This is a genomic window from Nocardia sp. NPDC052112, assembly GCF_040680135.1.
In the GTDB taxonomy this organism is placed as follows: Bacteria; Actinomycetota; Actinomycetes; order Mycobacteriales; family Mycobacteriaceae; genus Nocardia.
Genome location: NZ_JBFAWD010000017.1, coordinates 97,262 through 122,616 on the forward strand (window position 1 = coordinate 97,262; position 25,355 = coordinate 122,616).

The window sequence follows — 25,355 nt, forward strand, 5'->3', positions numbered from 1 at the left end:
GGTGTTTCAACCTTGTCCGTAGTAGGCGAGGAAGACCTCTTCGAGATCCGGTTCGCGACTGATGATGTCGGTGACGTCATACGGTGCGACCACCCGCAGCAGTTCCGCGGTCGAACCTTCGAGCTCGACATGCACGGCTTTGGTGTTGGCATGCACAGCCCGCACCCCGGCGATACGGCGCAACGCGTCTAAATCCGGTGGCATGTGCGCGAATACGAGATTCAGACGACGCAGCGGCCGCGCGGTGAGTTCGGCGATCGAGCGCACCTCGACCAGTCGGCCTTGACGCAGGATACCGACGGTATCGGCCACCTCCTGAACCTCCGAGAGCACATGCGAGGACAGGAAGACCGTGCGACCTTCGGCCCTGACCTCGCGCAGCATCGTATGGAATTCACGCTGTACCAGCGGATCCAGGCCCGCGGTCGGTTCGTCGAGGATGAGCAGTTCGGGTTCGGCCATGAACGCCTGCACGATCCCGACCTTCTGCCGATTGCCGTGTGACATCGCACCGATGCGTTCCGAAAGGTCCAGCCCGAGGCGTTCGACAAGTCGATCGCGCACCTTTTCCTGGACGCCGCCGCGCAGATGCGCGAGATAGCTCAGGTACTGCTCAGCGGTCAGGTCGGGATACGCGACGAATTCGCCTGGGAGATAACCGATTCGGCGTTGGGCCGCAGCTCGGTTTCGCACGGTGTCCGCACCACCGATCGCGGCCGTCCCTCGGGTCGGGCGCAGTAGACCCGTGAGGATTCGAATGGTGGTTGTTTTGCCCGCGCCGTTGGGTCCCAGGTAGCCGAAGACAACCCCGGCCGGAACCTCGAGACTCAGGTCCGTCAGGGCGGACTTGTCGCCGTAGCGCTTGGTCAACCCGACGGTTCGGATGATCGGTACCAAAGCCGCCGCCTGTTTCTTTCCGGATGCAATCGCCTACAGCGCGCGCACCACCTCGTCCAATGGGCGACGCGGAGTGAACGGCACCTCGGCGGCGCTGGTCGCGGCCCAGCCGATTCGAACGATCAGCTGAGGGAAACCGCTGTCGGACAAGACATCAGAGCGCACCAGTGCGCGGATATCCGGCAGTTCCAGCGGTTCGGTCAGTGGACAGGTGGCCAATCCGAAACCGGTGGCGGCCAGCAGCACCGCACTGGTGGCCTCCCCAGCGCGCAACCGGGACAGCGGATCGTCGGAGGCGGTGTGCACGAGCAGCAGACCGCCGCTGTCCTCGAGGTCGTGCAATACCGCCTCGGTCAGTGTCGGGTTGTGGAACTCGCGTGTCAGGGGATCGACGGCAGCGACGGAACTGCGGGCGGGCACGCCTTCTGACGCGATATGTCGCCCGCTCCAGAGCGCGAGTTCGGTTTGGTATGCGGGGTCGTCGTGATGTCGGCGAGCGGCTTCTTGGAAGGCTTGTACCAGCTTGGTTCGGGTTGCGCCGCCCGCGATTTCATGGACCAGTGCACCTTCGGCGGTGCCTGCTTCGATGATTCGTTCGATGTGCCCGGGTGGTATCTCCCATGAGGTGAAGCGCCGTCGATCGGTGCGGCGGCGGCTGATGGCCCTGGCCGTACCGATGACATCGGCGGTGGGTGTGGTCATGGTGAATTCGATGGAGGCGAGGTGCTGCGGCTCGGCTGGATTCGGCAAGCGATGGACGACGGTGTGCCAGCCGAAAGAGCGTGCCGCCACTCGGAAGTGATGCAGCACCGCCCCACAGCTGAGCAGGAGATCGCGCCGATCCGGGTCGGTCAGCGGTAGGTGGCGGCTGTCGTCGGCGTACAGGTGAACCGTGCGGTCGCCAACGCGCCATTGCCATGGCTGAGTGTTGTGTATCGATGGTGCCCGCGCAGCCAGCGCCAGCGCGGACCGCACGGTGTCGGAATCGGGATGCGTATTGGCCATTTCGTACCTCCTCTACTTTGGACGTTGATGCCGCTACGCGGTGTGGGTGACCATGACGGGGCAATGGGCGTGCTGCACCAGGAAGCTGGAGGTGGAGCCGAGCAGCAGACCGGTGAAACCACCTCGGCCGCGGCTGCCGACCACGATCAGTTGCGCGGATTTCGACGACTCCATCAGCCGATCGGTCGGACCGCTTTGATACACCTTGTGGATGACCGGGACGTCGGGATACTTCTCGGTCCATCCGGCGAGTCGTTCGGCGAGTATCGCGTCCTCGGCGGTTTCCAGGCCGGGCCAATCGATGTGGGAGTCGGCCTGTCCGGCGAATTCGCCGAAATGCCATTCGCTCCAGGAATGCAGGGCGATCAGATCGGTCTTGCGGTCGGACGCTTCGGCGAACGCGGCCGCGATAGCGCTCTCGCTGACGGGGCTGGCGTCGATTCCAACGACGACGGGGCCGTCCTGACGGATTTGTTCGGTATCGGTGGACCGGACCACGACGATGCTGCCGTGGCCATGGCTGGTAACCGCGAGCAGGGTGGAGCCCAGATGTGCGAAGGTACCCGCATTACCGGTCGCGCCGAGTGCGACCAGGTATGCGGACTTCGACAGGTGTATCAGTAGCCGGGCCGGACTCGCATCGGACACCTCGGTCTCGATTTCCACCTCGGGTGCGACATCGTGGGCCAGCCCTCGTGCGGCCGTCACGGTCTCCAGCCCACGTGCACGGATGGTTTCGACTACTGCGGTGGGGACCACGTGGTAGCCGCCGAGCAGCGATTGGGTCGCGAGGAGATCGAGACCGTGCACGATGAGCAGTCGGCGGCTGCGCTGCGCGGCGACCTCGGCGGCCCAGCGGACCGCTAGGTCACTCCCGTCGGACCCGTCGACGCCGACGACAACCGCTGCCGAGGCCAGCAGATGGGACTTCTCGCTCTGTTGCGTGTTCATGTCGCCGGTCCTTCGGTCTGCGCTGAGTCGGATACCTGAACGGTACGAATTTCGGGATGGATCCAACTGCTGGCGATGGTCCCTGATCCAAGGGCCGAAGGACGCTACCGGCCTTGGGACACCGGCAGTGGTGAGCGAGCCTCGGCTCGGGAAACAGTGGCGGTGTCAGTGTTTGGTGAATGGATGCAGCATGCCGACGTTCTCCGGGGGCGGTGGTGGAATGTGGGTGTCATCGGTGTCGGCGACCAACTGGTTGCGCACGTCGACCACTCCGTCCACTGCGGTAGTGAGGGCGGTGATGACCTCGATCATGCTCTGCCGCTCCACTTTTCCGCGCAGTGTCGCGACGCCGTCGGATACCTCGACGGTGACATCCGTCGGTGGCACCCACATCGCGCGCGTGAGTACCTCGGCGCGGATCTCGTCGGCCAGCTCGGCGTCCGTGCGTAGGTATACCGACAGCAGGTCCTTGCGGCTGATGATGCCGTGCAGTCCACCATCGGTATCGACTACCGGGGCGCGTTTGATGTTGTGGCGGGCGAGGAGCGCGGCGGCGGTGGTGAGTCGCGCGCCGGGCTGCACCGTGATCACCGGGGTGCTCATGAAGTCGGCCGCGGTCTGCGGGGTAGCGCCGTGGTCGACTAGTTTGCGCCATAGCCGCCGCCATGTCGATGCCTGGGCCGCATCACCGACTCTGGCCTGTTTGCCCAGCAGGTCGCCTTCGGTCACGATGCCCACCACATAACCGTTCGCATCGACCAGCGGAGCACCACTGACTCCGCGTTCGGCGAGGATGCGGACCGCTTGCCGGAACGGTGCTTCCATCGGGACAGTGACTACGTCGCGGGTCATGACATCGGCGACTCGTCGGCGTCTCATGGTCTGTTCTCCCTACGATCGGACCCCGCACTGAGTGTGCGCGCCGTGCTGTGTGGTGCGACAGGGCCGAAGTCGGGCATTCACCAGGACCTTCGGCCCCGATGGCGACGGCGGGTTCGCACTGCCGCAAATACGAAAGGAATCACGGGTCATGGCGAACAGGGCAGCGGCGACTCCGGACCGCGCTGTCGGCTTGTCGGTACGGGCCATCCGGCGATGCCCATGAGGGTGGTAACGGTGCAGGCCAGCACGAAGCCAACATTTGCGGGGCCGACCGGTAGTCGACGGTCCGGCCGAGGTCGGCCTCAGAATTGATGCGCGATCCGGTCGACCGCGGTGTGTGCGAGGCGTTCGCCCCAAGCGCGAGCGCATTCGAGCGCACCTGCGGCCAGTGGTCCGGTCACGCCGTCGACGAAGAAGTCCACCGGCTCGTCGACGAGTTCATAACCCAAGCGCCGCAATCGTTTACCGGCACTGCGGGCGGCCGAGCCCGGCAACCACGATGGCTTGACGGCCTTTGTGCCGAAGGCCGCGGCCTGGGTGCCCGCTGCTATCGGCAGCGCCTCGTCGAGCCATTCCCGGATGCCGATCTCGACCGGGACCAGCGCATCGGTCCGTTGCGCGGCATCGCGGCGGGTCCGGGGTCGGCTGAGTCCGAGGAAATGTGTCGGGCCGCCCACCACCAACAGATCCGCGGCCGGTTGGGGTAGCTCCGCGGCGGATGCCACGTTGAGTAGCTCCACAGTGGCGTACTCGCTCAGTCCCTGAGCGATGGCAGCGGCAATGGCGGCGGTGTTGCCGAACATCGATTCGTAGATGACCCGCGCCAGCATGTGTGTCTCCTCCGAATACGAAACCGGGTGGAGGATGACATTGATGCTATGGGCGGACAGTGCCGTTGAACAGGGCCGAACCGACGCTTACCGGGGGACCTTCGGACATCCGAGGGGGTTCGGCGAGGACTTTCGGCCGTCGCGTCGGGGTCCTCGGCGCATAATGCTGGAACGGTGCTGGCGCGTTTTCTTCCTGGTCTACGGCAATTCGATGGCTACCAGCGGGCGTGGCTACGGTCGGATGTGGTCGCCGGTATCACCGTGGCCGCGTATCTCGTTCCGCAGGTGATGGCTTATGCGACCGTGGCCGGCTTGCCGCCGGTGGTCGGACTGTGGGCGGCGATCGGGTCGCTGGCTGTCTACGCCCTGTTCGCTACCTCGCGGCAGCTGTCGGTGGGGCCCGAGTCGACAACCGCGTTGCTGACCGCGGTCGCGCTGGCCCCGCTCGCGCTCGGCGATCCGGACCGCTACGCGGCGCTCGCGGCGGTGCTCGCCGTGCTGGTCGGCGGGCTGTGCCTGATCGGCGCGGCGGCCCGGCTCGGCGTACTGGCCGACCTGCTGTCCAAACCGGTTCTGGTGGGATATCTGGCCGGTACCGCGGGAATGATGATCGTCGGCCAGCTCGGGCGGGTGACCGGTGTGCCGGTCGAGGGGGAGTCGTTTCTCGCCCAACTACGTTCATTCGCCGCAGGAGTGCAGCAGTGGCACTGGCAGACCAGCGTGCTCGCCGCGGCGGTGCTCGCCGGACTGCTGCTACTGGCCTGGCGAGCGCCACGCGTGCCGGGACCGCTGGTCGCCGTGCTACTGGCCACCGCGCTGGTGGCGACATTCTCGTTGCGGCAGTACGGCATCGAGGTCGTCGGGGCGATCCCGGCCGGGATTCCCGTGCCCGGACTGTCCGGTGTCGCGGCGGCGGATATCGCGCAGCTGATTCTGCCCGCGGTCGGCATCGCCGTGGTCGGCTTCTCCGACAATGCGCTCACCGCCCGGGCCTTCGCAGCTCGCCACGGAGCGCATGTCGAGGTGAACACCGAACTCGCCGCGCTGGGTGCGACCAATGTGACCGCCGGACTGCTGCACGGTTTCCCGGTGAGCTGTAGCGGCAGCCGAACCACGATCGCGGATGCCATGGGCGCACGCACGCAGCTGTATTCCGTTGTGGCACTGGGAGGTTTGTTCGCCGTGCTGCTCGGTGCGCGAGATATTCTGGCCGCCTTTCCCACGGCGGCGCTCGGTGCGCTCGTCATCTACGCGGCATTGCGTTTGATCGATGGGGCCGAGTTCCGGCGGATCGCCCGGTTCCGGCGCAGTGAACTGATTTTGGCGTTCGGCACGGTCGTCGCGGTACTGGCGCTCGGCGTACTGTACGGCGTGCTGGTGGCGATCGCACTGTCGGTCTTCGACCTGCTGCGCCGGATCGCGCGCGCTCACGACGCCATCCTCGGATTTGTTCCCGGGCTCGCGGGCATGCACGACGTGGATGACTATCCGGAGGCGAAACCTGTTCCCGGACTGGTGATCTACCGTTATGACGCGCCGCTGTGTTTCGCCAATGCCGAGGACTTCCGGCGCCGCGCACTCGCGGCGGTCGAATCGTGGGCCGAGCATGGTGGACGGCCTGTGCGCTGGTTCGTGCTCAACGCCGAGGCCAATGTGGAGGTGGACCTCACGGCGCTCGACGCGGTCGAACAACTCCGATCGGAGCTGGCGAAGCGCGGCATCGTGTTCGCGATGGCGCGCGTCAAACAGGATCTGCGCGACGACCTCGATGCCTTCGGGTTGACCGAAAAGATCGGCGACCAGCACCTCTATCCGACCTTGCCGACCGCGGTCGAGGCATTTCGTGCGGACCCTGATGCAGGGTCGGACGACCCCCACACTGCATGACTTTCTTCTCTGCCCATCGACTGGCCCGCGCGGAATGCTCGAAGGCGGTGGTAACGCCGTCGAAAGAGGTGCCCCCAGATGTCCGAGAGCGCCGCCATCTCGGTCCGCGACTCGTGGATTCGCCTGGTCGGGCTGTGGCTGCTACCGCCGAATAGGGTGATGCACCGATTGGGACGATTCGAGGTGCTGCTGCGGATCGTCGTGACGCTGGCCGTGGTCGCCGCCATGCCGGTGGCAGGAGCGATCGGCACCGTCACCTACACCTCGGAGTCCGCACGTATCCGAGCTGAGCAGGCGACGAAATCTGTTGTCAGCGCGACGATCACGACCCTACCGGAACGGACTCCGGACAATCGTCTCGAGGCGACAGTGCAGTGGAACGAGAACGGCCGAGTGGGCACCGCGATCGTGCGGGTGTCTCGTCGCGCGGACCTCGGCGGGCAGGTGCCGGTGTGGCTCGGCCCCGACGGCGCACCGACCTCCGCACCGCCGCGCCCTGGCTCGGCTGCCTTGGCTGGTCTCGGCGCGAGTGTGGTGGTACTGGCCGGTTTCTGGTCGAGTGCATGGCTGCTGTTGCGCGGCGGGGGCTGGCTGCTGCATCGGTAGCGGAGCGTCGGATAGGACCGGCAGTGGCGCCACCTTGGTCGCCCGATCGAAAGGAATACACATGACAGGCGAATCCGCTTCGCATACAACAGAACTCGATCAGCTGATCCTGGTGGCGGTCGATGGCTCGGCGAGCTCATATCAGGCCGCGGCCTGGGCGGCCGTCGAAGCCGCGCTCCACCACCGACGGCTCCATATCCTCACCTCGATGGCGATTCCCACCGCCTACGGCCCGGGTGCGCAGCTGACCGAGGATGATATCGAGTGGCTGCGTCGCGACGGCGAGCGCATCGTTACCGAGGCCACTCGCGTGGCGCGCACCGCCGCGCCGGGAGCGGATCTCGTCATCACTACCGAGGTGATGTTCGAACTGGTTCCGGCGACGCTGATCGAGCGCTCCGCGCACGCCAGGATGCTGGTGGTCGGCAGCCGGGGCATCGGCGCGTTTCAGCGTGGGTTGCTCGGCTCGGTCAGCACCGCCGTGACCCATCATGCGCACTGCCCGGTCGCGGTGATCCATGGGATGTCGGCGATCGACGCGGTGTCGGCGACCCAGCCGGTGCTGGTGGGCGTCGACGGGAGCGCCAATAGTCTGCCCGCTGTCGAGATCGCCTTCGAGGAGGCATCCCGCCGCAAGGTCGACCTGATCGCCCTGCATGCCTGGAGTGATACCAGCGGAATCGAGCTGCCCGGGCCGGGGTGGGATGCCGCGCACGATGTCGCTGAGGCCCTGTTATCGGAGAGCCTCGCGGGCTTCGGCGAACGCTATCCGGATGTCGCGGTACACCGGATCACCGTGGCGGACAGACCTGTTCGTGCACTGCTCGACCAATCGGGGAATGCACAGCTGGTTGTCGTCGGTAGTCACGGCCGCGGCGGATTCATGAGTATGCTGCTCGGCTCGACCAGCAATGCCCTCCTGCATTCGGTGGAGGTCCCGATGATCGTGGTTCGCTCACACTGATCGGGCAGTCAAAAGCCCGGTGTCGCAAGGGACGCCGGGCTTTTCGCTGCCCGATCAGTGGCGTTTCGGCGCCCGATCAATCGCGTTCTCGCTGCCTGATCAGTCGCGACGGGCGAGCCGGCGCAAGCGCTCGTGCTCGAGCAGGAACAGGGTGACGCTGGTGACGAAACCTAGCGCGGTGACAATGGCCCCGAGGGCGGTCCAGCCCGTGAATCCATAGCCTGCCGCGGTGAGGGTGGATGCCAGGCCCACAACTCCGGCGATGAATAGCACGATGCCGGGGATGTTGTATGGGTCGGCGAGGCTTCGCCGGGCTTGCTGTGGTACGGCTCGCTGGATGTCCTGTCGCTCACGATATTTCCTCCGGTGTCGGTTGAGAGTGGGCCGCAGCGGGGCGGTTTCGCCGCAGCCCATCGATTACCCTGCCCGCTCGGGGATCGTGCGGGCAGGGGGCGTTGGTCCTATGCGGATCGGACCGAGGTCATCTGCGGAAGCGACCCGATGCGCATCGGCGAAGAACTCCATCCTCGACGGGGCCGGGTCATTTGCCGGACAAAGCGTGATCCAGTAGTAGGCGGCGTTCGGCTGCGGCGACCGCCCGGCGCGCCGCAGCGACAGCGTCCGGGGTGACCGAAACCGATGTGATGCCCATGCGCACAAGGTGTTCGGCGAATTCGGGGTGGTTCGACGGTGCCTGGCCGCACAGCGAGGAGGTGATACCGAGGCGATGGGCGGTCGCGATGATCCGGGCGATGGCGTCGAGTACGGCGGGATCGGATTCGTCGAAGAGTTCGGCGCACGTTTCGGAGTCGCGGTCGACACCGAGCATCAGTTGGGTCAGGTCGTTGCTGCCGATGGAGACACCGTCGATGCCGAGGCCGACATATTCGGGCAGCCAATGCACCACCGAGGGCACCTCGGCCATCACCCAGCGATGTAGGCCGCGCTGGCGCCCCAGCGGGCTGTTGTCGATGAGTTCCAGACACGCTTCGAGCTCCCAGCGGGTGCGCACGAAGGGAATCATCAAGTGCAGGTTCGGGGTTCGTTCGCGGACCCGGGCGAGGGCGGCGAGTTCGAGTGCGAACATCTCGGGTTCGCGGACGTAGCGGTAGCAGCCGCGGTAACCGATCATCGGATTGTGTTCGACCGGCTCGTAGCGGCCGCCGCCTTCGAGGGCTCGGAATTCGTTGCTGCGCAGATCGGTTGCCCGGTAGACGACCGGGCGGGGCTGGAATGCCGTGGTGATGCGCAGCACCGATTCGGCCATATGGTCGACGAAGAGATGTTCCTGGCCGTGGGCGATCAGGTCTCGGGGGTGTCGACCGCCGAGCGCCCGGGTCAGGAGGGTTTCCGCGCGCAACAGGCCGACGCCGTCGACATCGCTCGCGGCGACGCGCTCGGCGACTTCGGGCAGTCCGATATTGACGTAGACCTTGGTGGCAGTGGTCTCCGGCAGACCAGCGGGACCGGCCGCGGCGGTGCGTGCCGAGCTCGATTCCGGTTGTCCGACACGGACTTCGCCTGCCGAACCATCGACGGTGACGATGGTGCCGTTGCCTAGCGTAGTCGTTGCCGTCCGTGCGCCGACGACACAGGGTACGCCGAGTTCGCGCGCCACGATCGCGGCGTGACAGGTCATGCCGCCGCTGTCGGTGACGACGGCCGCGGCGCGGGTCAGCGTCGGGAGCCAGTCCGGGTTGGTCATCGGCGCGACCAGCACCTCGCCGTCCCGCAGCGATCCCCCCTCCGCAGGTGAGGACAGCACCCGCACGGCCCCGGCCGCCTGCCCCGGCGCGGCAGCTAGACCACGCACCAGGACGCGCAGCGGCGCCGGTCCGGCGATGGGTTGCTGGAGCGGACTTTCGGGGAGCGTGGTGATCGGGCGAGCCTGCACCAGCCAGAGCCGGTCGTCGTCGAAGGCCCACTCGACATCTTGGGGTTTGCCGCCGTGGTGCTGCTGGACGGCCAGCGCGAGCCGCGCGACCGTCATGGCCTGCTCCTGGCTCAATACCGGCACATCGGTCTCGGCCAACGGAACCCGCCGATCCCCGTCCGGTCCGGCCACGATTTCGAAACTCTGCCGGCCCGTGTGGGTTTTGAGCAGGATGGGGCCTGCCGCGTCGAACAGGTAGGTGTCGGGTTCGATCGCGCCGGATACGACGACCTCGCCCTGACCGCTGGCGGCTTCGATCACCATCCGGTCGCGGCGACCGGTCGCCGGGTCGGCGGTGAAGGCGACGCCGGACTGTCGGGTGGTCACCATGCGCTGCACCACCACGGCCATGACCGGACGCTCGTGCATGCCGCGTCGGGCGCGATAGGTGACCACGCGCGGGGTGAACAGTGAAGCCCAGCAATCGATGACGGCGGCGAGCAGCTGTTCGTCGCCGTGCACATTGGTGCGGGTGATATTCATCCCCGCGAACGACGAAGTGGCGCTGTCCTCGCCGATCGCCGAGGAGCGGACCGCTACCGAAACTTGTTCGCCGAGGCCGTGGTACGCGGTCAGGATGGCCTCGCGGGCCGCGCCGTCGATGGCGGCCTTGTGAACGAGTTCGCGCATGCTGCGGCACAATTCGGTCATCGGTGACGCATCGCCGCTCGATTCGAGTGCCGTGGCATGCAGGCGATCCAGCTCCGCGCCATCGGGCCCGTCGGCGATCACCTGTTCGTAGCATGAGCGCAGCACCACGAACCCCGGTGGCACCGGCAGCCCGGCCGCCACCAGCTCACCCAGGTTCGCCCCTTTCCCTCCGGCTTGGTCCGCATCGGCGAGCCGCAACTCGTCGAATCCCGCGACATAGTCGCCCATCTCGACTCCGATCTTCGAACTCTCGAAATGTCTTTGACCTGAGCGTCTCTCGACGTAGGCATCGACCACTGCGGTCGAAAGTCCCGACATGACCGGCGTTGGACTGCCGGGCAGGCCGGGTAATACCTCCGCTCAGGGCGCGATCGTCGTCGACTGCGGCTGCGGCAGGCCGAGCGCTTGCGCGATCATCGACGACCAAGTGCGGATCGCACCCCAGTCGCGCAGATCGCCGTAGCGGCCCCCGCCCAACAGCCGGTACATGATGCGGGCTTTGCGCGATATCCCCGCCCGCTCGTAGTGCCCGGCGAACGCGCGGTAGTCCCACGGGGCAACCGACGCGACGAGGGCGGCGATCTTCTTCGGCACGGTGCTACCGACCCGCCGCCCGATCGGCCCACGCAGTGCGGGACCGAGGCCGACACTGAACATCCAGACATCGGTGTTACGCAGCGCCTCGCGGTGAGTGTGCACGAAGGTCGCCGCGGCGGGCAGGAAGTCCATATCGTGCACCGCGCTGCCGAAGACAATCGCGCGGAAGCGGGTCAGGTCGGGTGCGTGCTCGACATCGCTGAGTTCCACGTCGGCGCCGCGAGAGCGCAAGTCGGCGGCGATGAACTCGGCGATATCGCGAGTGGATCCCTCCGCGGTCGCGTAGATCACCGCGATCCGAGGCGTATTCGATTCCATACCCTCAGCGTGGCGCAATACCGCACGCGCGGGTCAGAGCCGGGATGCCCGGGGACTGGGGACCAATGACCCCATTGGGCATGGCCGACGGTGGGCGCTCCACGCCACCGCGTCGGTGCGGATGGCACGCTCGGCTCCGAGTCTGCGCGTCGACGAATACAGATCAGCCGGTGTGCGCACGCCGATTCGGGACCAGCGGCGTCGGCTCATGGCCACCGGGCGTACTTCCTCAGAGGAGGTGGTGCCGTTGCAGGCTTTTGAACGAGAAGAAGCCCAAGCCGGCGGGCAGCCAGAAGGTCATCAGCCGATAGGCGAGGACACCGGCGACGGCGGGTCCGCTCGGTACACCGCCTACCATGAGTCCAGCCACCAGGGCGGCTTCGACGACGCCGAGGCCGGCCGGGGTCGGGCTGGCCGCGCCGAGCGCCAACCCTCCGAGGAAGACAGCCGCCACCAACGCGGCCGATGGACTGCCGCCGAACGCGTGGACCGAAAAGCCGAGGGCCGCGATATAAGCGATATTGACGCCGACTTGGCCGCCGAACAGCAGGGCCGCCCGGTGTGGGTGACGCAGGATGTCGGCCATCGAGCCCGCGGCGTCGCGGATGTCGGCGAGCAGGTCCGGGCGCCGCATCAGCACCGCGATGGCAACACCGAGGGCCGTCATGGCGGCAACGAAGCCGATGAGCAGTCCCCAACCGCTGGGCAGCGCGTCGGCCAGCAGCAGCCGGGTGTTGCCGAGCCAGATCCCGGCTCCCGTCAGTTCGATGAGGTGCAGGACCGCGCCGGTGGTCACCAGCGAGGCGACGGCGGCGACGGCCGTTGCCCTCGACAGCCCGGATCGCTCGAGATAGCGCTCGTTCACGGCGGTGCCGCCGATGCCGTAGGGCATCAGCAGGTTGGCGAACGAGGTCGCCAACTGCACGTTCATCGTGCGGCCGAATGCCAGCCGACGCGGACCGGCCCCCATCACGGCTAGAGCGGCCGCCGCGTAGGTGGCCGCCGACATCGCCGCCGCGCCGACGAACCATTGCCATTGTGCCTCGTCGAGTGTGGCGATGGTCTGGCCGAGCTGACCGACCTGCGGCAGCAGCACATATGTCGCGACGACCGTCGCCGCGATCCAGCCGAGCGTGCGCCATCGGAATCGCAGCAGCATCTCCGGTTGCGCTGGCTTCGTCTCGGTCACCTCGGCGACGGCCGAGCGCAGTTCGTCGAGCAGGCCATGGCGCTGCCGTGTGGCGCTGCGGGTCGCGGCTGCCAACGCCAGCGGCTGCAACAGGGGCGCCGCGCAGGTCAGTGCGGCGGTGCCGAGCACCAGGCATGCCGTATCGACCGCCCGCCGCACACCGACCTTCAAACTCATCGAGACGAGTAACTCGGCGACATCGGCGTCGAGCCGATGCTCGGGGGCGCCGGATTCGCCGAAACCGAAGTCGACGATCCACGGCCTGTCCCGATCGTCGAGCAGAATATTCGCCAAGCGCAGATCGCGGTGGGCGATGCGAGCCGAGCGCAGTAATGCGAGCTGACACCAGATATCGCACAGTAATTCGTCGGAGATGGATTCGGGCACCGCGCGGGCCAGATTCCGGCCGCGGATGCGAGTTTCGGCGAGCCAGGCATCACCGGTTGCAATACCGCCAACGGAGACGATCGACGGGGTCCGCACGCCAGCCGCCTGCGCGAGCAGGGCGATGAACGCCTCGTGCTCTACTCCCTGTTTCGGTGTCGCGAACGGGGATTCGTCCTCGACCTCGCGGAACACCAGGTGCCGGAACAGTTTGAACAGCACGTCGGCGTTGTGTTCGTGGTAGCCGATCACTTTGACGAACAGATCGGGGCACTGCTCGCCTTCGGTGGTGACGAAGAACGGCCGAGACCCCCGGGCATCCAGGGTAAACGGCGCGACCGCCACCGGGTGCAGTCCTGCGGCGGCCAAGGCCTTGCGCACTGCGGGAGCCTCGGCCCGGTGCACGGGCGCGCCCCAGATCAGGTGCAGCGCGGAGGCAACCGTCCAGCCCAGTGCCGCGCCGCCGAATACGTCGAGGACAAAGTGCGCACCGACGAAAACTTGCGACAGCGCGACTGCCGCGGTGGCAGCCCAGGCGATCCGGCGCCACGGCCGGGGCAGCCACGGGGCCGCGGCTGCCGCCATCGCCGCCGCGACCGCGGTGTGTCCGGACACGAAGCCGAGTCCGCTCTGATGTGTGCGCAGGTTCAGCTCGTTCAGCAGGACGTCGGGACGCGCCCGCCCGATCAGCGACTTCACTTGAACGGCGAGTACATAGGACAGCACCCCGGCGGCAGCGATATCGCGAGCAAGCCGGACCTCCCGCGCCACCAGGGCCGCGGCGGTCGCGACACCGATCGCGCCGATCGTGCCCAGCTGCATGATGACGAACAGCACCGGCATGACCCAGGAGGGCAGATCGTTGATCATCCGGAACAGGTCGACTTCCAGTCTGGGAACCTCGGTGTGCCGGGCGATCAGAGCCGAAACCATCAATGCCACAAGGCCGAGCACGACTCGGATCGCGTCGCCCATATGCCGCTCGACGATTCTGGGATAGCGGGATTCATTGTCGGCACTCGTCGCCTGCGAGGCGGCAGCGGATAGTGTCTCGGCCGTCATCGTCTCTCGTCTTTCATCGGTGAACCTGCACTGTCGCAGGAGTATCCGCATGTCGACCAGGGGAGTTCGGCTCGGAGAACGAGGACGTTGGACCCCGTGGTCACGTTGTCAGCTGCCGTCTCCGCGCGCCGTTCAGCACGATCTTCGGCACCCCCCACGCGAGACCGGCCGCAGCGCCGCCGAGCACATCAAACGGGGTGTGCGCGCCCAGATCGGTGTCGACATCGTGTTCGGCGCCCTGCGCCATTTCACCGGCGGTGGTCGTTTTCGGATTCGCGCCTTCACCGAAACAACCTTGACGATGATGCAGCGGTCGGTCACGATGCCGATCGGACACCTCTCACCGTTGCAGATCGGCAGCGCGCCGACGTCGTATCGAATCATGTGCGGCGCGGCGGTGTCTGTGGTGTCGCGCATACCAATGGGTTCCATGTCAGAGCGCATGATGTCTCGGGCTGTTGTCGCGGTGGGCCGCCTTGCGGTAATGGTTTTCCGGCTTCTCCGCTCATCGTTCGACGGTGGCGTCACTGGCGGACAGGGCCGAAGGCCACCGTTGCGGTTCCGTTCGCCCGCGCACACCGCACCGATCTCTACATCGGTATCTGCGACCCTCATAGAATTCTGATCGGAAAGGCAGGTCGCATGTCTACCAACGGCAAGTGGCTCGTCCGAATTACCGCGACCACCGCGCCCGGCTCGGTGGTACTGATCCGCCTGTATGTCGGCGCGGTCTTTCTCTTCGAAGGAATTCTGAAGTTCCTACGGCCCGAGACGCTCGGCACCGGCCGGTTCGACAAGGCTGATATCCCGGCGGCGGGATTCGTCGCCCCACTCGACGGAGTATTCGAAATCGGCTGCGGTGCACTGATTCTGGCCGGGCTGCTCACGCGCCTCGCGGCGATCCCGATGATAGTGGACATGATCGGGGCACTGCTGATCACCAAATTTCCCATCCTCTGGGGCACGGCCGCATTATTCACCGGTAAGTCCGGGTGGTGGGACTTCCTGCACGAATCCCGCGTGGACCTGGCCCAACTGTGCGGCAGCGTGTTCTTGCTCATCGTCGGTGCGGGCGCCTACTCGGCCGACGCCGCGCTGGGTCGGGACACCGGAAGCCGTCGGTAGGCATGACCTGGGGCCGTGGGCCATTGGTACCCGCAGCACAGGGCGATCGGCCCTGCCGACGCCGTGCGTGGGGGCGCACAGTGGTGCTACCTGCCGAAGCGGTGCGCAGCATCCGCCCGGTTCGCGATGTCGAGGAGATGCCCGAGATGATGTATTGGTACGACCACGACCTCAATGGGTGGGGCTACGCCTGGATGAGCGTCGGGATGGTGTTGTTCTGGGGTCTGCTGATCGCCGCGTTCGTCCTGGTGGTTCGCATGATCACCCGTGCCGATCACCCGGCGTCGACCGGTCCGTCGCCGCGGACGGCCGAGCATCTGCTCGCGGAGCGCTTCGCGCGCGGCGAGATCGATGAAAAGGAATACGTGAGTCGACTCGAGACGCTGCACGCTCATGCCGCGCCGCCCGGGTCACGGCGGTGATGAACGGCCTCCCCCGGGATCGGGGCATCCGCCGGGCGAGACGGTAGGCGGCCAAGTGGTCGGGCGGGTCGGTTCGTAGCATTCGGCCGTGTTCCGCATGACTTCCGGCTCTTGATCAGGCCGATGAATCGCCCCAGGCTTGAGCTGTGGACGCAGGCGAGCAGGCCGCACGCGTGATCGACGCGCGCCGATACGACGCGGTGATCTTCGATATGAACGGTGTGGTCACCGACAGCACGTCGATGCACGCCGCCGCGTGGACCGACCTGTTCGACCCCTTCCTGGCGTCCTACCCCGCCGGGCCAGGACAGGATCGCTCGCCGTTCACCGTCGCGGACTACCAGCGCTTCGTCGACGGCAAGCCGAGATACAGCGGTGTCGCGGATTTCCTTGCCGCACGTGGTATTTCGTTGCCCTGGGGTCGGGCGTAGGCATGAGCACCGGTGCGGTGATCGCGCTGACGATCCTCGGGGTCGCTACGGCGGCGGTGATCTGTTCGATGGCCCTGCTCGTCGCGGTCCGGTGGACGCGGCGCCATCCCGACCACCACGGTCGGAAAGCGCACCGCGGCGGCAGGATCTAGCCGTGAGCGAGCGTCAGCGAGTGAACCGAGAACACGGTGCGCCTGTGCGCACGGTGGAGCCGAGCGCTGGCGGGGGCGCAGCCGTGAGCGCGATCGACCTGGTGTCCCGGCGGAGCGGTTTGACCACTGTGGAGGCCGCTCGGCGGCTGGCCGCCGAAGGCCCCAATGCGCTGCCTGTGCGGCGCGGGACTCCGGCCTGGCGGCGCCTGGCGGCCGAGATGACGCACTTTTTCGCGCTGCTGTTCTGGGTGGCTGGTGGGCTGGCGCTGGTGGCCGGGATGCCGCAGTTGGGCATCGCGGTGTTCGTGGTGGTGTTGCTCAACGCGGTATTCGCGTTCGCGCAGGAGCAGCGGGCCGAGCATGCCGCCGAACGGCTGCGCAATTTGCTGCCGCGTCAGGTCACTGTCGTGCGTGACGGATCGGTGGTCCAAGTGCCGGCCGATCAACTCGTTGTCGACGACGCGGTCCTGCTCGCGCAGGGCGATCGGATCTCGGCGGATCTGTACCTCGACCGAGTGCACGCGCTAGCGGTGGACACCTCGGCGCTCACCGGGGAAAGCGTGCCGGAACACCCGATGGTCGAGGATCGGGTCTACGCGGGCTGTTTCGTTGTGGAAGGCGAGGCCCGGGCAACAGTGGCGGCAACCGGTGAGCGCACCCGGCTGGCCGGAATCGCGAAACTCACCCAGTCTCGACGCCCGGCCGCGACCCCGTTACGCCGCGAGTTGGATCGGGTCTCGCGCATCATCGCCGCGGTGGCGATCGGGGTGGGCATCGCGTTCTTCTCGGTGGCATTGCTGCTGGGCACCCGTGCCTCGGACGGCTTCCTGTTCGCGGTCGGTGTGACTGTCGCCGTTGTGCCGTGTGGGTTGTTGCCGACCGTAACCTTGTCGCTTGCCATGGGGGCGCAGCGGATGGCCGAACGGCACGCGCTGGTGCGTCACCTCGAGGCGGTGGAGACTCTGGGTTCGACCACATTCATCTGCACCGACAAGACCGGAACGCTGACCCGCAACGAGATGTCGGTGGTGGAAGTCTGGCTGCCCGGCGGCGCGGCGACGATCAGCGGCGACGGCTATCAGCCGACCGGCGAGGTGGTCTGCACGCCACCGACCTGCCTGGCGGCGGTACGGGATCTGGCTCGGGTCGCCCGGCTCTGTTCCTCGGGACGGGTAGTGCTCGACAACGGTGAGTGGGTGCCGCGGGGCGACCCGATGGAGGCGGCGCTGGATGCCTTCGCCCATCGCCTCGAAGTCGTCGGCGCAAGCGAAAGTCGTTCCGAGCGTGCCCGATTCCCGTTCGACGCGCGGCGGCGCCGAATGTCGGTTGTCGTCGGTGACCGGGTGCTCGTCAAGGGCGCACCGGACGCGATCTTCGCTCACAGCGCCGTACCACGGGACGCAACGCAGGCACTGCATCGTCTGGCCGGTCGCGGTCTGCGGGTGCTCGCGGTCGCGGTCCGACCGGTAACCGACCTGCCCACCTCGGCTGAGGACGCGGAACGTGACCTGACCCTGCTGGGGCTGGTCGCACTGGAGGATCCACCACGAAAGGGCGCCGCCGCCGCGATCGCCGCCTGCCGCCGCGCTGGTATCCAGGTCGCGATGATCACCGGTGACCATCCCGAGACCGCTCGGGCGATCGCCCGCGAAGTGGGATTGAGCGGTCCTGACATCGGTGTGCTCACGGGGCACGAGTTGTCCGGTGACCAGACGGTATTGGCGGAGTCCCTCGATCGCGACGGCCTAGTCGTGGCCAGGGTGACACCGGAGGACAAGCTGCGCATCGCACAAGCCCTGCAGGCCCGCGGCCACATCGTCGCGATGACCGGCGACGGAGTCAACGACGCGCCAGCCTTGCGGGAGGCCGCGATCGGTGTCGCCATGGGCAAGTCGGGCACCGATGTGGCGCGCGAAGCGGCAGATCTGGTACTGCTCGACGATGACTTCGGCACCATCGTTGCCGCCGTCGAACAGGGACGATCGACATTTGCCAACATCCGCAGGTTCCTCACCTACCACCTCACCGACAATGTCGCCGAACTTGCGCCGTTCGTCGTCTGGGCGCTGTCCGGTGGTGTGTTTCCGCTGGCGATCGGCGTGCTGCAGGTGCTCGCGCTCGATATCGGCACCGATGTCCTGCCCGCGTTGGCGCTCGGCGCCGAGCCACCGGCTCGCCACGTCCTCGACCAGCCGCCCGTCCGCGGGCATCTACTCGATCGCAAACTGTTCGGGCGGGCCTTCGGTGTGCTCGGCCCGGTCGAAGCGACGGTCGCGCTTGCCGCGTTCGTGCTGTCTTTTCTGGCCGTGGGCTGGCGACCGGGGGCAGCCTTCCCGACCGGGTCCGCGCTGGCGGCGGCTTCCGGCGCCGCATTCACCGCGGTTGTATTCGGACAGGTGGCGAACGCGTTCGCCTGCCGTAGCACGATCCGGCCGTTCTGGCGAATGTCGTTGCGCACCAATCGACTTCTTCTATGGGCCATCCTTGCCGAACTCGCCATGCTGGCCGCGTTCCTTTACATCCCGCCGGTAGCCCACCTGCTCGGCCAGGCCGGCCCGACCGGGACTGGAATCCTCGCCGCGCTGCTTGCCGTTCCTGTGGTCTTGGTCGCCGACACACTCCAAAAGCGTTTTTCGCGTGCCGGTCGCTGATAAGCAACGACAACATGGGTCTTTCGGCTCTGGGCACTTGACATAGTTGCGCGCACGCTGGTTTGAGTAGCGAACGCTGTGGGTAGCGAAGGAGCGGGTCATGCGGTGGTACGGCGACTATCTGCGATGGCTTTATCGCTCCGGCCGTCCGAATCTGCTCGCGCGCGTCCAGAATTGGCTTTCGGCCCGTGCGTTCGCGGCCGGGATCATGCCCAGTCGGGTTGCGGCAGTGGGGATCCGGGGTCGGCGCAGCGGTCGCCTCATCTGGTTTCCGATCGTGCTGACCGAATTCGAGGGGCGACGCTACGTGGTGTCAATGCTTGGTGAGAAGGTCAACTGGGTGCGCAATCTGGCCGCCGCCGATGGCCGAGCCATCCTGCGGCACGGTCGCCGCGAAACGGTCCGGCTGGTGCCGGTCGAGCCCGAAAGCCGTGCCCCGATTCTGTGGCACTACCTTCAGCTGGCACCGGGTGCACGACCACACATCCCGGTACGACGCGACGCCCCGATCGCCGAGTTCGAGCGCATCGCCCCGGACTATCCGGTATTCCGCATCGCCTCAGGTCGATAGGCCGCGCGCCGAAGCCCGCTGACAACGATCGTGATGACCGAGGATTCGACGCCCCACCCACCTCGGCACCAGTGTGCGATGACTGAGGCATGTCTCCGAACTGCATCAGGAACGGACCGAACACTTCGTGGTGCTTCGCCAGCCCTGGCCCGCAGTCGGCAACCGGGCCGAGAATGAACGTGTGTGATCCGGATGGGTGGAGGTGCACGATGGGCGTCATCGAGGCGACCGCGCTGACGAAGTGCTACGGCCGGACCTTGGCGCTGGATCGGCTCGATCTCGACATCCCACGCGGCGAGATCTACGGGTTCCTCGGCCCGAACGGGGCAGGCAAGACCACGACGATTCGAGTGCTACTCGGCCTACATCGGCCGGCCGCGGGCACGGTGCGGATCGCGGGCCTGGATGCCTGGTCGGATCCGGTCGCGGCGCACCGGCATTGTGCGTACGTGGCCTGCGAGCCCACCTTGGACGCACTCGGCACCGCCCTGAAAGCGCCGAACTGGTCGCTGCAGCTGAGCCCGTTCCATGCGCTGGCCAGAGTGCCGATGCAGCACTTCGCTCTCACGCCCGCACTGTGGATCACGGCGATCGGGCTGGGATCCTTCGGTGCCGCGCTGTTCGCTTTCCGTCGTCGCGACCTCGCGATGGGCTGAGGCGTGGTCGGGGCCAACGTCACCGGATCCGGTTACCTTGGCATCTCACACCGAGGCTGCCCCGGTATGAGGATTACCTGGTGTAGGCAGTTTCCCAGCCGATGGCCGGGGTCTCGGCGGCTGCCGGAATAGGCGGCCACGATGAGCGAACTGGGCCCGCTGGATTCGGGTTTCATGGAGCTGGAAGACACCGACCGGCACATCAGTCTCGCGATCGGAGCGGTTGCGATCATTGCCGGTCCGGCACCGACACGCCAGGAGTTCACCGCCGCGGTGGCCGGCAGCCTGGTACGCAATGCCCGGCTCCGCCAGCGGGTACGCCGGACCGTCCTGGATCTCACCGCCCCGGTGTGGGAGGACGATCCGAATTTCGATCTCCGGTCGGAGTCACCTGCCCATCAATGTCCGGTAAGTTGTTGCACCGCAACGTGAAAGGCGCTGATCTCACGTCGAAGAAGTCGACGCAGGATCAGAACATGCCGTTGGTGAAAGGGGGCACCGTCGTCCTGGGCTTGCGTTACGAGTGAGTCCTGGCTGCACTCAGCGTCACCACCCTGACCAGCGCAGACTCAACCGGTAACGGTGATCGGGAGCCGCTCGAGGCCTCGGGCCCAGATTGTCGGCCGCCAGGTCAGTACGTCCTCTCCTATCGCCAGGCCGAAATCGCCCAGTCGTGTAAGCAGCGTTTCGAACGCAACCTCGCTCTCCACGATGGCGAACGGTGCGCCGAGGCAGTAGGTGATGCCGCGGCCGAAGTCGAGATGCTCGGCATTGCGCGGTCGATCCAACCGAAACACCCCGGGGTCCGGAAACTTCTCGGGGTCGCGGTTGGCAGCACCGAATAGTGCGACCAGCGACTCGCCTGCGGCCAGGTCCACGTCGCCCAACCGAGTCGCCTTCGCGGTCTGTCGCGGAACATAGGTGACCGGCGAGTCGTACCGAAGCGTCTCGGTGACGACTTCGGCGACCCGCCCCGACTCCCGGCGCACCGCATCGAGTTCTCCGGGATGCCGTAACAACGCAAGCAGTCCATTGCCCACGAGGTTGGTGACATTCTCGTGCCCCGCGATGAGCAGCGTCACCGCAAGGCTGATGAGTTCGCGCTCGCTGAGCCGCTCACCCTGCTCCTCCGCGTCCAGCAGTTCACTGAGCAGATCCTCACCTCGGTGCTTGCGTCGCAACGAGATCAGGGCGAGGAAGTAGCCTTTGAATAACGCGGCCGCCTCGATACCCCGCGCCCGAACCTCGTCCGAGATGACGAAGTCGACGGTCGGAGTGATGTCATTGGTCCACGAGCGCAGCATCTCCCGATCCTCCGGCGGCACGCCGAGAATCTCGCACACCACCTGCAACGGCAGCGGGTAGGCGAATTCCGAGAGGACATCAAAGGTGTTACCGCCCCCGGCCACAGCCTCGTCGAGGAGTCCGGCCGCCAACTCCCGCATCCTCGGCCGCAGCCGCTCAGCCTTCTCGCGCGTGAACGATCCCGCGACCAGACGCCGCAACCGGGTGTGATCGGGCGGGTCGAGCGCGAACATGAACCGGCCCATCACATCGTTCAGGCTGTTCTGTCCGAAATTGCGAGCCAATACCTCGGCGAAGTCGCCGCGTACGAAGGTCCGGTGGTCACGCAGCAACTGATCGATGTCAGCAAACCTGGTGAGAAATCGCAGACCGTTGATACCGCGATGGGCCGGATCCAGCGTACGGAGCCGATCGAACCACGGGTAGGGATCTCTGATCACCTCCGGTCGCGCCGGGTCGAACTCATCCAGGCGCGGATCAAAGTCCGATGCCGCCAAAGTACCCGTCACAGTGAACCTTTCCTACATATCGAGCTGCGGAGCCAGGGGGATTCCGGGCGAACGACGGCCGATCAATTACCCGCAGAACCTCGACACATGATCCCCCAAGCAGCGCATTTCGGCAGCGCAGCCCGACCGAGGGTTCGACGCCGTCGTCATCGGAGAACCGCAGCGTGCCTTCTACGGCAACCAGTTCGGATTGACCTTCCCGGTGTTCACCCACTACGGCGTCGAACTGTGGGTGCCCGAAGTCGGGGGGCGATCGATCCCGAGTCCGAGGCACACGACCTGATCATGTCGGTCTTCGGTGGCATGTCCAAAGGTGAACGCAGTCGGATCAAGATCCGAGTCCGAGCGGCGATGGCGGCCCAGGCTCAGGCTCAGGTCGAAGGACGCTATCTCGGCGGACGACCACCGTACGGTTATCGTCTCGCCGACGCCGGTCCTCATCCCAACCCCGGCAAGGCCGCCGAGGAAAGACGGCGTCACCGGCTCGAAGCCGACCCTCGAACCGCTCTGGTCGTCCGACGCATCTACAGCGAGTTCCTCTCGGGGATAAGCATCTTCGCCGTCGCGCAGCGCCTGACAGCCGATGCGACCTGTGCCCCTCGGCCGACGACCGCAAACGCAACCCACATCGGTCGGGTGCCGCCTGGTCCAAGAGTGCCATCCGGGCGATCCTCACCGATCCCCGCTACACCGGTCACGAGGTGTGGAACAAAGCAGCGCAAACAGGAATCGCTCATCGACGTGGACGACGTCGCCCAGGGCCATCAAACCCGCTGGCATGGAACGCGAAACCCGACTGGGTCCTTTCCGATCAGCCCGTACACGACGTGGTCATCACGAAAGACACCTTCGAGCAGGTGCAGGCTCGATTCGCGTCGCGAAGCCCGCGATCACCCCGGGCGGTAGTCCGTCACACTCACCCCTATGCGTTCAAGGGCCTGGTGACCCACGCGGAATTTTTCAAGCTGAATGAGACCTGCGAGTGTGTTCATGGCTGCTGTATCGGCCTCCTGTGCAGGTCGGTTGATCCAAACGGTGTCGGGTAGCGCGAGGATCTTCGGCGGTGTCGTGGCGGCGAAGCGATGGGGATGCCGCGCGCGAGCGGCGGCGAGTACCGCTTGCCGGTCGACTGCCCTGTCGGCGGGTAGCCCGTAGTGGAGATCGGCGGTGTATGCAGGCCGATGCCGGTGTGGCGATGTTCATGGTTGTATCAGTGGGCAAAGGAATCGATGAATGTCTTGCCTCGGTGAGTGATCCGAAGCGTTCAGGGAACTCGGGACCGTATTTCAGAGTCTTGAACAGCGCCTCGGAAAAGGGGTTGTCGTTGGACACTCGGCGGTACCGTTGGCGACTCGGCTCACCACGCCGCACCTCGATTGCCTCTGCGCTGAAGGGACGGTGCCTCTGGTGCCTGGCCGAGCTGCATCCACGGAAACCAGGACTGGCTCGACGGCCAGCGCTGTACCCCGCTCACCAGCGAGGCCGCCCAGCCACTGGTCATTGATGTCGGTCGCCACCCGTACCAGCCACCGCCGCTACACCCGGCAACCGAATTATCCGGCCGGTGTGGCCGCTCAGAACACGGGGAGCGGCGGTGTTTCGGGAAAGGCGACCGGAAGCGACTCCAGGGACCGGTTGAACGGTCCGGGTCGCCAGGTCAACTCGTCACCGGCAACGGCGAGTTGGATCTCGGGTAGCGCGTCGAGCAGCTGGTCGACAGCGTCCTGGGCGATCAGGTAGGCCACTGACCGCGCCGGGCACGTGTGCGGTCCGGCGCTGAATGCCAAGTGCGAGCGATTGTCGGTGTACTCGCCCGTGTTGATCGCCGGGTCACTGTTACAGGCCGCGAAGCTGATCACGACGGGCTGGTGTGCGGGCAGCCAGATGTCGTCGATCAGGACCGGTTGCCGCGGGAAAGTGACCCCGTAGTTCGTTAGAGGTGGGTCGACGAACAACACCTCGTCCAGGGCATCACGGGTCGACAGGCTCCCGCCGAGGACGCCGGCGGCGAAGCGCTCGTCGGTAAGCATCAGCCGCAATGTATTGACGATCAGATTCGAGAGTGGTTCAATGCCGGCGCCGAAGACGCTCAGTATCTGCTGCTGCATCTCCTCGTCGTCCAATCCGACCGGATGCTGCAGGATCCGGGTCACGACATCGTCGCTGGGGTCGGCCCGTTTGAGTGACACCAGATCCGACATCGCGGCGGCGACCATCGCACCGCCCTCGGCGGCATTCACACCGTCGAACATCGCGGCCATCCCGGCCGCCGCTCGCTGACCGATCTCCGGCGGGCAGCCGAGCATGGCATTGATCATCGCGAATGCCAACGGGAACGCGTACTGGCCGACCATGTCGGCGTGACCGTCCTCGCAGAACGAGTTGATCAGCGGGCCGGCGATCTGTCCCACGGTGGTGTGCAGCGCCAGCAGGTCGACCCCGTCGAGACCGGCGACCATCGCCTTTCGGTAGCGCTCGTGCAGGGGGCCGGAGTTGCGGGTCGGGATCGGCCGCCACTCCAGCAGCGGCAGCACCGGGCAGTCGGGCGCGATATCCTTCTGCCAGACTCGCGAGTCGGCGGGAAAGTGTTCCGGATCGTGCAGAATCCGCAGCGCCGTGCGATAATCGACGACCAGCGTGGCCGCAATCCCGGGCGCCAACTCTACCGGCACAATCGAACCGTAGCGCTCACGCATCTCTCGATACACGCGGTGCGGATCGCTCGCGAACTCCTCGGAATACAGTGCGACGCGCGGACCGTCGGTGTCGATCGGCGAACCGTGCCGCACCGGGCGGGACTGGGCGGGTTGTGCGGGCTGTGTCACTGGTAGGCCTCCACGGCCTCCGCTGGCACCTGACCCTCGGTGCATCCGAACTCGTCCAGCACTGTCGAAGGTGGCGCTCCGCGCCGTTTCGGACTGTTTGACACCTTGTGTCTCCTCACTTCACCGACCACCGGGTCATCAGTACCGACGACCCGGATCTGCATTCGGGGACCGGCCGCTGCCCAGATGAACCTCGAAAACGCTTACGCAACAGACTATTTCGCAAAGTATGCGCCCGCCCGCTAGGAGGATCCGCCCGGCCGGAGCACCCGACGGGGGGCACCTTAGCAACAATTTCCAATCGCAGCGAACGGTCAACGGTGCTCGAATATTGCTGGGCTTGTGCCCGAATCATGTTGTCCAGCAGTAGATCAGACGTCTCCGATGAGCTGTTTCCCAGATCGTCCCGCGCAGACTTGGCCTTGGGCGCGAGTACTTCTCGGCTCCGTCCGCAGTGTTGCCAGGTGGCAAAAGGGTAGGCGTCGGTCGACATGGAAATCGGGACGATATCGAAACCACGATCGCCGAACTCAACCCATCATCATGGATCGG

24 protein-coding genes and 2 pseudogenes are annotated in these 25,355 nt (G+C 66.3%); 12 read left to right on the forward strand and 14 right to left on the reverse strand.

The genetic code is table 11. The features are described 5' to 3' along the window. Positions 1-6 precede the first annotated feature (6 nt). The 5 genes from AB0L58_RS29025 to AB0L58_RS29045 form a co-directional block, all read right to left on the reverse strand. Positions 7-897 (reverse strand): ABC transporter ATP-binding protein, encoded by an 891-nt coding sequence (locus AB0L58_RS29025; protein ID WP_364391287.1) that lies wholly within the window; start codon positions 895-897, stop codon positions 7-9. A gap of 33 nt (positions 898-930) precedes the next feature. Further along, complete coding sequence (locus AB0L58_RS29030) at positions 931-1,902, reverse strand: nitroreductase family protein (protein WP_364391289.1); 972 nt, start codon at positions 1,900-1,902, stop codon at positions 931-933. A 33-nt stretch (positions 1,903-1,935) separates the two neighbouring features. Next, on the reverse strand, positions 1,936-2,853 hold the full coding sequence (locus AB0L58_RS29035; protein WP_364391291.1) for a universal stress protein: 918 nt from the start codon (positions 2,851-2,853) through the stop codon (positions 1,936-1,938). Between the two features lie 165 nt (positions 2,854-3,018). Then, complete coding sequence (locus AB0L58_RS29040) at positions 3,019-3,732, reverse strand: CBS domain-containing protein (RefSeq protein WP_364391294.1); 714 nt, start codon at positions 3,730-3,732, stop codon at positions 3,019-3,021. Positions 3,733-4,037: 305 nt separating this feature from the next. Beyond that, positions 4,038-4,565 (reverse strand): hypothetical protein, encoded by a 528-nt coding sequence (locus tag AB0L58_RS29045; RefSeq protein ID WP_364391296.1) that lies wholly within the window; start codon positions 4,563-4,565, stop codon positions 4,038-4,040. Positions 4,566-4,739: 174 nt separating this feature from the next. On the opposite strand from AB0L58_RS29045, the gene sulP reads away from it, so the two are divergent. The 3 genes from sulP (at position 4,740) to AB0L58_RS29060 (ending at position 8,022) form a co-directional block, all read left to right on the forward strand. Next, the gene (gene sulP, locus AB0L58_RS29050; RefSeq protein ID WP_364391299.1) at positions 4,740-6,452 is read left to right on the forward strand and encodes a sulfate permease; all 1,713 of its coding nucleotides are present in this window, start codon (positions 4,740-4,742) and stop codon (positions 6,450-6,452) included. Positions 6,453-6,530: 78 nt separating this feature from the next. Next, positions 6,531-7,058: a hypothetical protein gene (locus AB0L58_RS29055; protein WP_364391301.1), complete on the forward strand. Its 528-nt coding sequence runs from the start codon at positions 6,531-6,533 to the stop codon at positions 7,056-7,058. Positions 7,059-7,119: 61 nt separating this feature from the next. After that, positions 7,120-8,022: a universal stress protein gene (locus AB0L58_RS29060; protein ID WP_364391304.1), complete on the forward strand. Its 903-nt coding sequence runs from the start codon at positions 7,120-7,122 to the stop codon at positions 8,020-8,022. 99 nt (positions 8,023-8,121) lie between these two features. Here the strand turns inward: AB0L58_RS29060 and AB0L58_RS29065 are convergent, their stop codons facing one another. The 6 genes and pseudogenes from AB0L58_RS29065 to AB0L58_RS29090 all read right to left on the reverse strand — a co-directional run. Further along, on the reverse strand, positions 8,122-8,295 hold the full coding sequence (locus tag AB0L58_RS29065; RefSeq protein ID WP_364391306.1) for a hypothetical protein: 174 nt from the start codon (positions 8,293-8,295) through the stop codon (positions 8,122-8,124). Between the two features lie 268 nt (positions 8,296-8,563). Next, on the reverse strand, positions 8,564-10,834 hold the full coding sequence (gene ppsA, locus AB0L58_RS29070; protein WP_364391309.1) for a phosphoenolpyruvate synthase: 2,271 nt from the start codon (positions 10,832-10,834) through the stop codon (positions 8,564-8,566). Positions 10,835-10,966: 132 nt separating this feature from the next. Then, the gene (locus tag AB0L58_RS29075) at positions 10,967-11,521 is read right to left on the reverse strand and encodes a flavodoxin domain-containing protein (protein ID WP_364391311.1); all 555 of its coding nucleotides are present in this window, start codon (positions 11,519-11,521) and stop codon (positions 10,967-10,969) included. Between the two features lie 229 nt (positions 11,522-11,750). Next, entirely contained in the window at positions 11,751-14,156 is a 2,406-nt protein-coding gene (locus AB0L58_RS29080) for a lysylphosphatidylglycerol synthase domain-containing protein (RefSeq protein ID WP_364391313.1), read from the reverse strand. A gap of 100 nt (positions 14,157-14,256) precedes the next feature. Beyond that, positions 14,257-14,493 carry a hypothetical protein gene (locus tag AB0L58_RS29085; RefSeq protein ID WP_364391535.1) on the reverse strand — a complete coding sequence of 79 codons (237 nt, stop codon included), beginning with the start codon at positions 14,491-14,493 and terminating at the stop codon, positions 14,257-14,259. Positions 14,494-14,516: 23 nt separating this feature from the next. After that, a pseudogene (locus tag AB0L58_RS29090) lies at positions 14,517-14,771 on the reverse strand (hypothetical protein); the annotation flags it as partial. 27 nt (positions 14,772-14,798) lie between these two features. Here AB0L58_RS29090 and AB0L58_RS29095 point away from each other — a divergent pair. The 8 genes from AB0L58_RS29095 (at position 14,799) to AB0L58_RS29130 (ending at position 20,596) form a co-directional block, all read left to right on the forward strand. After that, positions 14,799-15,281 (forward strand): DoxX family protein, encoded by a 483-nt coding sequence (locus AB0L58_RS29095; protein WP_364391315.1) that lies wholly within the window; start codon positions 14,799-14,801, stop codon positions 15,279-15,281. Between the two features lie 146 nt (positions 15,282-15,427). Continuing rightward, positions 15,428-15,703, forward strand: coding sequence for a hypothetical protein (locus tag AB0L58_RS29100; protein ID WP_364391521.1), 276 nt, complete (start codon positions 15,428-15,430; stop codon positions 15,701-15,703). A 146-nt stretch (positions 15,704-15,849) separates the two neighbouring features. After that, complete coding sequence (locus tag AB0L58_RS29105; protein WP_364391317.1) at positions 15,850-16,134, forward strand: hypothetical protein; 285 nt, start codon at positions 15,850-15,852, stop codon at positions 16,132-16,134. 2 nt (positions 16,135-16,136) lie between these two features. Continuing rightward, complete coding sequence (locus AB0L58_RS29110) at positions 16,137-16,286, forward strand: hypothetical protein (protein WP_364391319.1); 150 nt, start codon at positions 16,137-16,139, stop codon at positions 16,284-16,286. 83 nt (positions 16,287-16,369) lie between these two features. Next, positions 16,370-18,937 (forward strand): cation-transporting P-type ATPase, encoded by a 2,568-nt coding sequence (locus AB0L58_RS29115; RefSeq protein WP_364391321.1) that lies wholly within the window; start codon positions 16,370-16,372, stop codon positions 18,935-18,937. A gap of 100 nt (positions 18,938-19,037) precedes the next feature. Then, positions 19,038-19,508, forward strand: a complete 471-nt coding sequence (locus AB0L58_RS29120) for a nitroreductase family deazaflavin-dependent oxidoreductase (RefSeq protein WP_364391324.1) — start codon at positions 19,038-19,040, stop codon at positions 19,506-19,508. Between the two features lie 209 nt (positions 19,509-19,717). Next, positions 19,718-20,164: an ATP-binding cassette domain-containing protein gene (locus AB0L58_RS29125; RefSeq protein WP_364391326.1), complete on the forward strand. Its 447-nt coding sequence runs from the start codon at positions 19,718-19,720 to the stop codon at positions 20,162-20,164. 141 nt (positions 20,165-20,305) lie between these two features. After that, positions 20,306-20,596, forward strand: a complete 291-nt coding sequence (locus tag AB0L58_RS29130) for a wax ester/triacylglycerol synthase domain-containing protein (protein WP_364391329.1) — start codon at positions 20,306-20,308, stop codon at positions 20,594-20,596. A 137-nt stretch (positions 20,597-20,733) separates the two neighbouring features. Here AB0L58_RS29130 and AB0L58_RS29135 read toward each other — a convergent pair whose 3' ends face one another. After that, positions 20,734-21,978: a cytochrome P450 gene (locus AB0L58_RS29135; protein WP_364391331.1), complete on the reverse strand. Its 1,245-nt coding sequence runs from the start codon at positions 21,976-21,978 to the stop codon at positions 20,734-20,736. 668 nt (positions 21,979-22,646) lie between these two features. On the opposite strand from AB0L58_RS29135, the gene AB0L58_RS29140 reads away from it, so the two are divergent. Next, on the forward strand, positions 22,647-23,024 hold the full coding sequence (locus tag AB0L58_RS29140; protein WP_364391524.1) for a recombinase family protein: 378 nt from the start codon (positions 22,647-22,649) through the stop codon (positions 23,022-23,024). Here AB0L58_RS29140 and AB0L58_RS29145 read toward each other — a convergent pair. Next, positions 22,995-23,313 (reverse strand): annotated as a pseudogene (locus AB0L58_RS29145) (integrase core domain-containing protein); the annotation flags it as partial. The gene AB0L58_RS29140 and the pseudogene AB0L58_RS29145 sit on opposite strands and share 30 nt — an antisense overlap. Before the next feature lie 239 nt (positions 23,314-23,552). Continuing rightward, on the reverse strand, positions 23,553-24,803 hold the full coding sequence (locus AB0L58_RS29150) for a cytochrome P450 (protein ID WP_364391333.1): 1,251 nt from the start codon (positions 24,801-24,803) through the stop codon (positions 23,553-23,555). Positions 24,804-25,355: the final 552 nt, after the last annotated feature.